Here is a 12,235-nt window from a genome sequence, read left to right as displayed (position 1 = left end):
CTCTACTAGGCTGCTTGGGATGCAGTCGTAAAGCGAGATAGATGCTGGTGGCTGTCAGTGAGTGCTTTCTCCCAGGATTCAACATGGTGATAGAGCTCGACCGATCCGTAGCCCGAGAACCCATGGTCTGTCAGCGCCTTGAAGCTTGCCGCAAAATCCAGGGTGCCTTCGCCCGGAATCTCGTGAAAATGCACGATGCCGGTGAGCGTATTGGCCACCATTTGATCCACCAGGGGAGGGTGCTGTGCGCCACGCAGATAGGCAATTACCGGTTTGGCACGCTCCAGCACATCGTAGCTAAGGCCGGGCACGGAAATCAGGTAGGTGAAGATCTCATCATCCAGCGGTGAAGCCCCCGCATACAGGCCAGCGTAATCAAGCACCGTCAAAGGTGTGCGCACCTGGGCGCGGGCCAGCAGTGCATCGATGCGCGCCTGGCGGGCAGGCGTCACAGGGGCATCACAAAAGTATGTCGGGCGCGCGCGATCCAGCAGCAGATAATCGGCAGTATCCGGAAAATGCACCAGTACATTGGCAAAATCCAGGTCAATCGCAAGATCGCTTGCATCCTGCATGATCTTCAGGTTGTAGCCTTCGCGGGCATCCGAGATGTGCAGGTAACGCGCATGGGGCGCTGCCTGCGCCAGTGCACTGATGTAGTCGGGCTCGGAGCAATATGCATGGCAAAGATCCACGTGCAACTGAAACTTGGGTGAGCCCACTGCGTCCAGCAGCGCTTGCCCCTGTGCCAGGGTTTCGATGTACATGCCGGGCTCGGGCTCGATCAGCAGGGTGATGTCTTCATCGTCGTGGATTTCGCGCAGGCATTCGCGGATGGAATCCACCAGCAATTCGCCGGGGTTGATCCCCCGATTGGCGACGTGCTCGTCGCGGATAAAGCCGCTGCCAAAGGTAACCAGCGGCACCCCCAACTGACGCGCCACGTGGATGCCGCGCCGCACCAGATCAATGCGGCGCTTGCGCCCGGCGGGCTCGAGTGCCATCAGCGAGGGCTCGTGCGGGCGCGAGGGCGAAAAAAAGTGCGAGGCCGTGGCCACGCAGGCAGGCACCACGCGCAAGCTATCCAGGCGCTGGCGCACTAGCGCCAGGTAAGCGTCGTCGATATTGAACGGGTTGAACTGCCGGCGATGAAAAGAGATCTCGACGCCATCGTAACCAGCGCGATCCACCGCATCCAGGGCATCCAGAAAATCGAGGTTGGTCAGGCCAAATGTACTGTAGCTAAGCTGGATTGCACCCATGACAAGCCTCTAGTAAAAACCCGTAGTTTTTAACATGATACGGGTTCTTTGAAAAGAAAGACAATGTCTGCATAATGGGTAAAATTAACAGATGTTATAAGCTTAAAATATACAGTAAAGCGTATTTAGTGCATTTTATGAAATTGGCGCAGACGTAAAGAAGTGGCAGATCGCCACCAGCGTCGTTGGGACTGGATGGCGGTGGCCTGCCATTCCGTATGGCGGGCCTCAGTGGGTGGGGTTTGCTTTGTAGAATGGAGCTGGTGCAAGCCTTATATCTGCCATGACCCTCCTCACTCAAGCCCTGTTGTCGATTGCCGTGCTGCTGGCCTTGGCCTGGGGCCTGGGTGCATTGCGGTTTCAGGCGCCGGGCGGGTTTGTTGGTCGGCTGCTGTGGATGGTGTTGTGGCTTGTGCTGGGCGGCATGGCGATTGCGTCCATCTGGTTGCCATGGGCTTGGTTGCACCTGGCCCGCTGGGCCTGGATAGCGGCGGGTATCCTGATGCTGCTATGGTGGTTTAGCCTGCGCCCGTCCAATCAGCGCCTTTGGGCTGATGATGTGGCGCAGTCTTTGCAAGGCCAGGTGGATGGCCAGGTGGTGACGCTACACAATATCCGCAACTTCGACTGGCGCAGCGACACCGATTACACCGTGCGCTGGCAGGATGCTCGCTACGATCTGGAGACGCTTTTGTCAGTGGATATGGCGTTGTCGTACTGGATGGGGCCTGCCATCGCCCACACGCTGGTGTCCTTTGGTTTTGCCGATGGCCGTCATCTGGTTTTTTCGGTAGAAATCCGCAAAGAGCGCGACGAGGCCTACTCTGCCGCAGGCGGGTTTTTCAAGCAGTTCGAGCGCAGCATCGTGGCAGCCGAAGAGCGTGACATCCTGTACGTGCGTGCGGGCCCGCGTGGCGAGCAGGTGTTTTTATATTCCGTGCAGATGCCGCCTGCCGCCATGCGCCAGCTGTTTCTGGCGTATGTGAAAAGTGCCAATCGTCTGGCGCAAACCCCTCGTTTTTACAACACGCTGACGGCCAATTGCACCACCTTGGTGTACGACATGGTGCGGCCCATTGTGCCTGGCCTGCCTATGGATATCCGTTTGATTTTGTCCGGTTATTTGCCCCAGTATCTGTACCGGCATCACGGCCTGGATAACACCCGGCCATTGGATGTGTTGCGCCGGCAGGCAGACATCACTGCGCGCGCGGCCCAGGCGGGCCCGGCAGAAGTTTTTTCAAGTCAGATTCGCCAGCTGCGCTAGCGGCTGGCAGCAGAGGATGTTGCCGTGACTAAGTGACGTTGCTGTGCGGTGTCACCCGATATGGTGAGTGGGCGCCGCAGCATGGGGCTGCGGCTTGTCCGTGTGGCTAGGTGTCGTCGCGCACCACGCCTGTGGGCCCGTTGGCTTGCACTGATGCAATCCCTTTATCGCGCGCCGCAGCGGTGGCGTACATCTCGCTGCTGCCGATGGTTTCACCGTTGGTGGCCGACAAATGAAAGTAGTGCGAGCCGTCTTTGGCGGTTAAGCGTGCAAACCGCGCATCGGACGCTGCGTTTTTGCGTACAGACTCGATGCCGCCCAGGGCGGCTGTCTTGGAGGCATAGCGTTGGCTGGTCAGGATAACCTGATGGTTGCCGGCACGCAGATTGAACATGAACTTCTCGCCGCTGGTTTTCAGGATGTATTCGCCACTCATGGTTAAGACTCCAGAACATGCCGGCACGGGATGCACCTGGCGGGATCATTGACGTTTGAATAATACCCCGATGTGGCTGTCGGGGAAATTTAAAACGTCTTGTTGTGCCTGGATACTTTTACAGGTGGGTGATGTACGTGCCGCCGGGCTACCCAGAGCTCGTACAGGTGGGCAATACAGGCTGTGTCTAGCTGCCTCGGGTGATCACCAGCTCTGGCGGAATATAGCGATCCATCTCCTGGCGTAGGAAGTCGATAAACGGCTGTTGCAAGGCGCTGGGGGTTTGATCTGGTGAGGTCATGAGTGAGAAGTTCATGGGCACACTGGCGGCAAAAGGGATAAAGCGTACGCTGTCTTCGTGCTGATGGTTGGCAGCGGTGAGCGCGTCAATGATGGCTACCCCTGCGCCAGCCTCAACCAGGCGCAGCATGGCATATGAGTTTTGTGTTTCAACGTTCAGTATGCGGCGAACGTCGTGGGTGACAAAAATGGTGTCCACCATGCTGCGGGTGTCCAGGATATGTGAGTACGACACAAAGTGCTCGCCGTGTAGGTCTTCGGGGGCAATAGAAGACTTGCCCTGCAGGCGGTGGCCTTTCGGGATGACGCACACCATGCGTGTGGACATCAGCAACTGACAATGACTGGATTGCAGATGCAGGCCCAAAACCACGAAACCAATGTCGGATTGGCCGTCCCGGACTCGCTCCATTACGTCGGGTGAGCTGAGTAGTAACAACTGGATGCGCGCGTGTTGGTGGTGCTTTAAAAACCGTCCGATCACCCCAGGCAAAAAATCCAAGGCTAAATTGGGTGCCGCAGCAATACGCAGGCTGCCGCGCTGCAGGGTGCGGATCTCAGCCGCGGCATCGGTGATGCGCGCCACCCCAGCCAGTGAGCGTTTGACTTCTTCGTAGAGCAGCCGGGCTTCGGGCGTGGGATGCAGCCGGCCGCGCTGGCGCTCGAACAGGGGGATGCCGGTGCGCTGTTCAAAATCGGCCACCAGGCGCGTGACCACAGGCTGGGAGACATGCATGGCCGTGGCTGCGCTGGTAACCGTTTTATTCAGCATCACGGCACGAAAGGCTTCCAGGTGGCGAAGGGTAATCCGGTTGTTCATGGCGCAAGTAGGTGAGGGGGCTAAAGAAGCGGCAGTTGTTAAAGAGAGGAGCAAGGGGGCGACAGCACGCAATCACAAGGAAGCAATGACAATGTGATGTCAAAAAGACATAGTATCAGTAAAAAATAGCATTTCATTTTATTCGCTTGGCTGATTAGTATAGTAAATACAAGGATCTTCTTCGACCTTGTAACTATCTTTAAATAACATAGGGTTTTTACTAAGATCCCTCTTAAGTAAGCCAAGGAGACTCCATATGAAGCGTTTACTGACCGTTGCCTCTGTTCTTGCGATATCAACCCTGCCGGTGCTGGCCCAGGCCGTAACCCTCAATGTGGGCTCCTATGGGGGCTCCACCGAGCAGGCATTCCGCGACCAGATCATCCCGCTGTACAAGCAAAAAACCAAAAACGATGTGGTGTATGTGCCAGGCAACTCCACAGACACCCTGGCCAAGCTGGTGGCCCAAAAATCCAATCCGCAGTTTGATGTGGTGCTGATCGATGATGGCCCCATGCAGCAGGCTCAGCAGTTTCAGCTATGTGCCCCTCTGGCCGATGCACCGGTTTATAAAGACCTCTATCCCCTGGCCAACATAGGCAAGTCGGCCTCCGCGCTGGGTGTGGTGGCCACGGGCCTGTTCTACAGCACAGAAGCCTTTGCCAAGGCAGGTTGGGACGCGCCCACTTCCTGGCATGATTTGGAAGACCCCAAGTTCAAGCAAAAGGTTGTCATCCCGCCCGTCTCCAATGGGTATGGCTTGCATACGCTGATCAAATTCGCCGAACTCAATGGCGGTGGGGTCAAGGATATTGATCCCGGCTTCAAGGCGATCACCGAGAAAGTCGCCCCTAACGTGTTGGCGTGGGAGCCCTCACCCGGCAAGATGTCCGAGCTCTTTCAGAACGGCTCTGGCGTGATCGGTGTCTGGGGCAGTGGCCGGGTGTATGCCCTCGAGGCCACGGGCTTCCCGGTCAAGTTTGTCTATCCCAAGGAAGGCGCTGTTGCGCTCTTTACCGCTGTCTGCCCGGTGGCGCGGCCCGATGCCAAGCCCGAAGCGCAAGCGTTTGTGCAGTTTCTGCTAAGCCCCGAAGTACAGGCCATTTTAGCTGAAACCCAGGCCTGGGGGCCCGTCAATTCCAAAACCAAGTTAAGCCCCGAAGTGGCTGCCGCCGTGCCTTATGGCCCGGAGCAGATCAAGAAGCTTGAGTCAGTGGATTACGCCGTTGTCAACGCCGAGCGCGCCAAATGGACTAATCGCTGGAACCGTACGGTAGAGCGCTAAGCCGGATTAACAGGCCCCCTCCAGCAGGGGGCCATCTTGATAGGAATGGCGACGTGAGTTTTCTTGAAATCAGCGGCCTCAGAAAAGCGTTTGGCGACTTCCTGGCGGTCGAACACCTGGATTTGCAGGTGGAAAAGGGCGAATTCGTCTCTCTGCTGGGCCCTTCAGGGTGCGGCAAAACCACGACCTTGCAGATGATTGCGGGTTTTCTGGCGCCGTCAAAGGGTGATATCCGGGTAAATGGGCACAGCATCCTGGCGCAAAAGCCCGAGAAGCGTGGTATGGGCATTGTGTTTCAAAGCTACGCCTTGTTTCCCCACATGACGGTCGCCGAAAACGTGCGTTTTGGCCTGGAGATGAGAGGCATCAAGCAATCCGACTGCCAATTGCGGGTGGCCGAAACACTTGAGATGGTGCGCTTGCAGGGGCTTGATGCGCGCTACCCACGAGAACTCTCAGGGGGACAGCGCCAGCGTGTGGCCATTGCCCGGGCACTGGCCATCCGTCCGGCGGTTCTGCTGCTCGACGAACCCATGTCCAACCTGGATGCCAAGCTGCGCAGCGAGATGCATATCGAGTTGCGTGCCATCCAGCGCCAGTTGGGCATTACCACCATTTTGGTCACGCACGACCAAACCGAAGCCATGACCATGAGCGACCGCATCGCGGTGATGCATGGCGGCAAGATCGTTCAGTACGACGAGCCCTATGCCGCTTACGAACACCCGGTCTCGGCGTTTGCTTCCAACTTTTTAGGCAAAACCAATATTTTGTCGGGCCAGGTCAGCGCCCAGGATGGCAGCACCTGTACCGTGCAGTTGCAGTCGTTGGTGGTTCAGGTGCCTTGTCAGGGCGCCACCCTGCAATCGCGCGTCGATGTGTATATCCGTCCCGAAAAAATCCGCCTGGCACCGCACGCCGAAGGCCGGCTGACAGGGCGCGTTATTACCCGCCTGTTTTTGGGCGATCACTGGGTGCTGGAGGTTGACACGGCCCACGGCCCGATGCGGGTATCGGTACCCAATATTGGCAAGCTGACCGTGCAAGAGGGTGAAGATGTCGGCCTTACCTGGGCAGACACCGACATCCGGGTGCTAAACAAGGAGCAGCCCCATGGACACTAGTGTTGCCCGGCGCTGGGCGCCTTGGGCGCTGTCCGCCCCTGCCTTGATTGTGTTTCTGGTGATGCTGCTGGCACCGCTGGCGCTCACTACCGTGCTGTCGTTTCATACTTTTGATGGTATTGGCACCTTCAGCGACGATTACTCGCTGCACAACTACCTGGAAATCATTGCCGACCCGTATTACCACGAGATCTTTTTGCGCACCCTGGGGCTGGCTGCCGGCACCACCGTGCTGTGCGTGATCTTTGGCGTGCCCGAGACCCTGATCCTGACGCGCATGCGCAGCCCCTGGCGAGGTTTCTTTCTGGTGATCATCCTGGCGCCGCTGCTGATCTCGGTGGTGGTGCGTACCCTGGGCTGGGCCATCTTGATGGATAACGACGGTCTGATCAATTACCTGCTGATGCTGTTTGGCATTATTGATGCGCCCACACGGCTGGTATTTACCATGACCGGCGTGGTGGTGGCCCTGACGCATGTGCTGATCCCTTTTATGGTGATCTCGGTGTGGGCCTCCTTGCAAAAGCTGGATCCCCAAATGGCCCAGGCGGGCTTGTCTTTGGGGGCCTCGCACTTCACCGTGATGCGCCGAGTGATCCTGCCGCAGATTCTGCCGGGCATTTTGTCGGGCAGCATCATCGTCTTTGCACTGTCGGCTTCAGCCTTTGCCACCCCGGCCATTTTGGGCGGCCGGCGCCTCAAGGTGGCTGCCACGGCAGCGTATGACGAATTCCTCAGTACGCTCAACTGGCCGCTGGGGGCCGCCATTGTGCTGATTCTCCTGGTGGCCAATCTGGTGATTATCCTGGGCTGCAACCGGCTGGTTGAACGCCGCTTCAAACAAGTGTTCTGACACCCGGAGACTCTCATGAAAAAAAATGGTTGGCTTGCCCTGTGTTATCACACCTTGTTCATTGCCTTCATCCTGGCACCGCTGGTGGTGGTGATGGTGGTCTCGTTTACCGACAAGGGCTATATCTCCATGCCCGAGGGTGGTTTGTCGCTACGCTGGTTTCGCGCCATCGCACAGGCACCCGAGATGGTTCACGCATTCTGGATCTCGCTCTTGTTGGGCCTGGCCTCGGCGAGCGTTGCCGTGGCCATGGCCGTGCCCGCGGCGCTGGCCATTGCGCGCCATCGCTTTGTAGGGCGCAATGCGCTGCTGGCGTTTTTTCTCTCGCCGCTGATGATTCCCCAAGTGGTCTTGGGGGTGGCGTTTTTACGCTTTTTCAGCCTGGCAGGGATGAGTGGATCTTTTTTCTGGCTGGTCGCCACGCACGTCATTATTGTCACCCCCTACGCCTTGCGGCTGGTGCTGGCCGCTGCCACAGGCATGGAAATGGATGCCGAGCGCGCCGCGCAATCTTTGGGCGCGCCCCGGTGGACTGTGGCGCGTCGCATCCTGATGCCCATGATCTTGCCAGGCATTGCAGGCGGCTGGATTTTGTCATTTGCCCAAAGCTTTGACGAATTGACCATGACCATTTTCGTGGCCACTCCGGGCATGACCACCTTGCCTGTGGTGATGTACAACCACATCGCGCAAACCATCGATCCGCTGGTGACCTCCGTCTCTACCGTGCTGATTGTCGGCACGCTGGTTCTGATGGTGGTGCTTGACCGCATCGTCGGGCTTGAGCGCGTGCTGGTGGGTAATCGATAAACAAGTAAAGGCCAAGCATGCAAACAAGTGATGTTGTGGTGGTGGGCGCAGGCCTGCTGGGTAGTGCCGTTGCCTATGGGCTGGCGCGCCAGGGGGTAAGCGTCACCTTGCTGGATGAGGGTGACCAGGTCTTCAGGGCTTCGCGCGGTAACTTCGGCCTGGTGTGGGTGCAAGGCAAAGGCGTGGGCAAGCCTGATTACGCTCGCTGGAGCCGTGGCTCGGCGCGCCTGTGGCCGCAACTGGCAGCTGCGTTGCTGGAGGACACTGGTGTGGATGTCTGCCTGCAACAACGCGGCGGCCTGCACCTGTGCCTCACAGAAAGTGAGTTCCTGGAGCGCCAGGCACGCCTGCAAGAGTTGCAGGATGCCGTGGGGGCCGATTACCCCTTTGAGATGCTTGATCTTAAAGCGGCGCGTACGCTGCTGCCGGCCCTGGGCCCAACTGTATTTGGTGCCAGTTATTCGCCCATGGACGGGCACGTCAATCCCTTGAAACTATTGGGCAGCCTGCATCAGGCCTGCCGGCAGCGCGGGGTGGCCATCCATACACGTCAGCACGTTACCACCGTCGCCAAACAAGGAAGTGGCTTTGAAGTGCAGGCAGGTACGCAACGCTGGCAGGCGGGCCGTGTTGTGCTGGCAGCCGGCCTGGCCAATCGCACGCTGGCGCCGCACATCGGCCTGCAGGTGCCCGTGGCACCCAACCGTGGCGAGGTTCTTATCACCGAGCGCCTGCCGCCGGTGCTGTCCTATCCCAACAATCTGATCCGCCAAACCGATGAGGGCACCATCCAGGTGGGTGATTCGATGGAAGAGGCTGGCTACGACGATAACGTCAGCACGCCGGTATTGGGCAATATTGCTGCCCGTGCCGTGCGTTGCATGCCGGCGCTGGGCGAGCTGCGCCTGGTGCGCAGCTGGGCCGCGCTGCGGGTGATGACGCCCGATGGCTTTCCGGTGTATCAGGAGTCTGACAGCTTGCCGGGCGCGTTTGTCATCACTTGCCACAGCGGCGTTACGCTGGCCGCGCAGCATGCGCTTACCCTGGCGTCCTGGCTGGCCGGGGGTGACCGGCCGGCCGGTATCGATGGTTTTGGAGTTAACCGATTTTGCTCGACCAGGCCGACGGAGGGGCCTTTGGATGCGCACTGAACAATTGTTTCGCACCTTGCCGGCCGCGCCTGGGGCCACGGTGGCACAGATTACGCTTGAGCTGGATGGCCAGCCCGTGGCGGTGCCCGCCGGCATCTCGGTGGCAGCCGCCTTGTTGCTCGCTGGCCTGGAGGCCTTTCATCCTTCGGCCGTCAGCCAGCGCCCGCGTGCCCCTTATTGCATGATGGGTGTGTGCTTCGAGTGCCTGGTAGAGATCGATGGCCAGCCGAATCAGCAGTCTTGCCTGGTGACGGTGCAGGAAGGCATGGTAGTGAAATCCATGCGCATGCCGGGATTTGCCGGCCTGGCCCAGCAGGAGGTGCTTCATGGCTAGTTTGGCAGAACAAGAATACGTACCCCTGCGAGAACCCGATGTCCAGGTGGATGTGGTGGTGATCGGGGCGGGGCCGGCCGGCATGGCGGCGGCCACCGAAGCCAGCCATCAGGGGCTGTCGGTGGTGCTGCTGGACGAGCAACACGCCGTTGGCGGCCAGATCTACCGCCAGATTACCCAGGCTGATGCCAATCGGCAGGCTATCCTGGGCCCCGATTATCAAAAAGGCAGCCAGATTGCGCAGGCGTTTTTGTCCTCTGGTGCCCAATACTGGCCCAATACCGCCGTCTGGCAGCTTACCCGAGAGCGCCGGGTACATGCCTTGCGCGACGGGCATGTGCTAAGCCTGCAGGCAACTGCCGCCGTCGTGGTGGCCACCGGCGCCATGGAGCGGCCCTTTCCTATACCGGGCTGGACACTGCCGGGTGTGATGACAGCCGGCGCTGCGCAAATCCTTATGAAAAGCGCTGGGGTGGTGCCCCAGCAAGCGCCGGTGCTGGCGGGCTGCGGGCCTTTGTTGTATTTGCTGGCCTGGCAATATTTGCGGGCCGGCGTGCCCATCAAGGCTATTCTGGATACCGCAGAGGCCCCCCGCCCGGGGCATGCCCGCGGCCATATCGGCCAGATGCTGGCCGGCTGGCGAGACCTGGCCAAAGGCCTGGGGCTGTTGGCCGCCATCCGGCGGCATAAAGTGCCCCATTACCGGGGTGTGTCCGGCCTGGCTATCCAAGGCGAGACCCATGCCGAGCAGATCACCTTTACCGCAGACGGGCAGCGCTGTAGCTTGCCGGCCAGCCTGGTCCTGCTGCATCAGGGGGTGGTGCCCAATACCCAGATTACATGGTCGCTGCGGGCAGCCCACCAGTGGAGTGAGCAGCAGCTGTGCTGGCACCCGCAAACCGATGCCTGGGGCCAGCTGGACGTGCCCGGTATTTATGTGGCGGGCGACGGTGCAGCCATCAGTGGTGCACAGGCGGCCGCATTGCAGGGCCGGATCACCGGCCTGGGTGTGGCCAGTGTCGCAGGCAAGCTGGATGCGGCACAGCGCGACACGCTGGCTGCACCGCTGATTGCAGCACTAAAAAAGGCCCGTCAGATCCGGCCGTTTATCGATGCGCTTTACCGCCCGCGCGATGAGCACCGCATCCCCGCAGACGATGTGATGGTGTGCCGTTGCGAGGAAGTCAGCGCCGGGCGCTTGCGCGAGTATGTAGAACTGGGATGTACCGGCCCCAACCAGACCAAGTCGTTTAGCCGGTGTGGCATGGGCCCGTGCCAGGGCCGCCAGTGCGGCCTGACGGTAACCGAGCTGATCGCCGGCGCCCGTAACATGCCGCCCGCCGAGGTGGGCTACTACCGGATTCGCCCGCCCATCAAACCCATCACCCTGGCACAACTGGCAGAGGAAGCCCCGCATCATGGCTGACAAGGCACCTGCAGCCGGCAGCCTGCCGCAGGGCTGCGACGTCATTGTGGTGGGCGGCGGCCTGGTGGGTTTGTCCTCGGCGTGGCATTTGGCCAAGCGTGGGCTCTCGGTGTGTTTGCTTGAAAGAGACTACTGTGGCCGCCATTCCTCCGGCGTCAACGCCGGAGGCGTGCGCACCATGGGCCGCCACGAGGCCGAGATCCCCCTGGCCCTGGCCTCCCGCGACGAAATCTGGCGAGTAGGGCAGGAAGTTGTCGGGCAAGATCTTGGCTTTGTGTCCTGTGGCCAGCTGCAGGTGCTGGAAACCGACCAGGACGTGCAAAACGCGCAGCAGCGCGTGCAGCAGCTGGCATCTTTGGGCTACCACCATGAAGTAATGATCAGCCAGGAGAAAGTGCGTGCGCTGGTGCCGGCCATGGCGCCGCACGTGCGCGGCGGCATCTGGGTAGAGGGTGATGGCCACGCCTGGCCCTATGGCGCAGTGATGGCGTTTTACCAAGCCGCCCAGGCGGCCGGCGTGCACATCCACGAAAACCATTGTGTCACCCAGGTGTGGCAGCGGGGCTCAAACTGGGTAGTATCCGCGCAAGGCCAAACCTTTACCGCACCCGCCCTGGTAAACGCCGCCGGGGCCTGGGCAGGACAGTTGGCCCAACAGCTGGGAGATCCCGTACCTGTAACGGCCGATGGCCTGATGCTGATGGTGACCCAGCGTACCGCCCCATTTTTAAGCCCCGTATTGGGTGGATCCAGCCGGCCATTGTCGTTGAAGCAATTTGCCAATGGCACCGTGGTGATTGGCGGCGGCCTGCGCTGCCAGCCCAACCTGACAGACCGTGTTGCCGATGTAGACCTGCTAAGCCTTGCGCCCAGCGCCCATACAGTGCGCAGCCTGTTTCCACATCTGGCACAATTGCCCGTGGCCCATGCTTGGGGTGGGGTAGAAGCCTTTATGCCCGATGGCATCCCCGTGTTGGGCCCCAGCCGCAATGACGCCCATGTGATCCACGCCTTTGGTTTCTCGGCCCACGGCTTTGAACTGGGGCCAATCGCCGGGCGCATCGTCAGTGAGTTACTGTGCGACGGCACCAGCCGCCTGCCTGTTTCCCCATTTTCTGTTGGCCGTTTTTTCTAACGTCCATTTTCTTTTTGCTTATCAGGAGCACT

General features: G+C 59.8%; 12 protein-coding genes. 9 read left to right on the top strand and 3 right to left on the bottom strand.

Annotated features, from left to right (window positions below; all coding sequences use genetic code 11):
- Nucleotides 1-5: 5 nt before the first annotated feature.
- Nucleotides 6-1,262: a sugar phosphate isomerase/epimerase family protein gene (locus tag ABS758_RS02875; protein ID WP_350380574.1), complete on the bottom strand. Its 1,257-nt coding sequence runs from the start codon at nucleotides 1,260-1,262 to the stop codon at nucleotides 6-8.
- A 283-nt stretch (nucleotides 1,263-1,545) separates the two neighbouring features.
- Here ABS758_RS02875 and ABS758_RS02870 point away from each other — a divergent pair, with 283 nt between their 5' ends.
- Nucleotides 1,546-2,529: an Lnb N-terminal periplasmic domain-containing protein gene (locus ABS758_RS02870; protein ID WP_350380577.1), complete on the top strand. Its 984-nt coding sequence runs from the start codon at nucleotides 1,546-1,548 to the stop codon at nucleotides 2,527-2,529.
- Nucleotides 2,530-2,635: 106 nt separating this feature from the next.
- On the opposite strand, the gene ABS758_RS02865 is transcribed toward ABS758_RS02870, so the two are convergent.
- Together ABS758_RS02865 and ABS758_RS02860 are read right to left on the bottom strand one after the other, a co-directional pair.
- The gene (locus ABS758_RS02865; RefSeq protein WP_350380579.1) at nucleotides 2,636-2,965 is read right to left on the bottom strand and encodes a YegP family protein; all 330 of its coding nucleotides are present in this window, start codon (nucleotides 2,963-2,965) and stop codon (nucleotides 2,636-2,638) included.
- Between the two features lie 187 nt (nucleotides 2,966-3,152).
- Nucleotides 3,153-4,085 (bottom strand): LysR substrate-binding domain-containing protein, encoded by a 933-nt coding sequence (locus tag ABS758_RS02860; RefSeq protein WP_350380582.1) that lies wholly within the window; start codon nucleotides 4,083-4,085, stop codon nucleotides 3,153-3,155.
- A gap of 256 nt (nucleotides 4,086-4,341) precedes the next feature.
- Here ABS758_RS02860 and ABS758_RS02855 point away from each other — a divergent pair, with 256 nt between their 5' ends.
- Genes ABS758_RS02855 through ABS758_RS02820 form a run of 8 tightly spaced genes read left to right on the top strand, consistent with a single transcriptional unit; the run spans nucleotide 4,342 to nucleotide 12,203 of the window.
- Nucleotides 4,342-5,370 (top strand): ABC transporter substrate-binding protein, encoded by a 1,029-nt coding sequence (locus ABS758_RS02855; protein ID WP_350380584.1) that lies wholly within the window; start codon nucleotides 4,342-4,344, stop codon nucleotides 5,368-5,370.
- A gap of 53 nt (nucleotides 5,371-5,423) precedes the next feature.
- The gene (locus tag ABS758_RS02850; protein ID WP_350380586.1) at nucleotides 5,424-6,494 is read left to right on the top strand and encodes an ABC transporter ATP-binding protein; all 1,071 of its coding nucleotides are present in this window, start codon (nucleotides 5,424-5,426) and stop codon (nucleotides 6,492-6,494) included.
- Nucleotides 6,484-7,347 carry an ABC transporter permease gene (locus ABS758_RS02845; protein ID WP_350380589.1) on the top strand — a complete coding sequence of 288 codons (864 nt, stop codon included), beginning with the start codon at nucleotides 6,484-6,486 and terminating at the stop codon, nucleotides 7,345-7,347. The genes ABS758_RS02850 and ABS758_RS02845 overlap by 11 nt, the downstream gene beginning before the upstream one ends.
- A gap of 15 nt (nucleotides 7,348-7,362) precedes the next feature.
- Nucleotides 7,363-8,157, top strand: coding sequence for an ABC transporter permease (locus ABS758_RS02840; RefSeq protein WP_350380591.1), 795 nt, complete (start codon nucleotides 7,363-7,365; stop codon nucleotides 8,155-8,157).
- Nucleotides 8,158-8,174: 17 nt separating this feature from the next.
- Complete coding sequence (locus ABS758_RS02835; protein ID WP_350380593.1) at nucleotides 8,175-9,308, top strand: NAD(P)/FAD-dependent oxidoreductase; 1,134 nt, start codon at nucleotides 8,175-8,177, stop codon at nucleotides 9,306-9,308.
- A complete protein-coding gene (locus ABS758_RS02830; protein ID WP_350380596.1) occupies nucleotides 9,298-9,642 on the top strand; it encodes a (2Fe-2S)-binding protein in 345 nt (114 codons plus the stop codon). Before ABS758_RS02835 ends, ABS758_RS02830 begins: the two co-directional genes overlap by 11 nt.
- Nucleotides 9,635-11,068 carry an FAD-dependent oxidoreductase gene (locus ABS758_RS02825; RefSeq protein WP_350380599.1) on the top strand — a complete coding sequence of 478 codons (1,434 nt, stop codon included), beginning with the start codon at nucleotides 9,635-9,637 and terminating at the stop codon, nucleotides 11,066-11,068. Before ABS758_RS02830 ends, ABS758_RS02825 begins: the two co-directional genes overlap by 8 nt.
- The gene (locus tag ABS758_RS02820) at nucleotides 11,061-12,203 is read left to right on the top strand and encodes an NAD(P)/FAD-dependent oxidoreductase (protein ID WP_350380601.1); all 1,143 of its coding nucleotides are present in this window, start codon (nucleotides 11,061-11,063) and stop codon (nucleotides 12,201-12,203) included. Before ABS758_RS02825 ends, ABS758_RS02820 begins: the two co-directional genes overlap by 8 nt.
- The last annotated feature ends 32 nt before the right edge of the window (nucleotides 12,204-12,235 follow it).

The sequence above is a fragment of the Castellaniella sp. FW104-7C03 genome (assembly GCF_040276085.1).
Taxonomy (GTDB): domain Bacteria; phylum Pseudomonadota; class Gammaproteobacteria; order Burkholderiales; family Burkholderiaceae_B; genus Castellaniella.
Note: the sequence above shows the minus strand (reverse complement) of the source record. Positions and strands in the feature narration are given on the sequence as shown.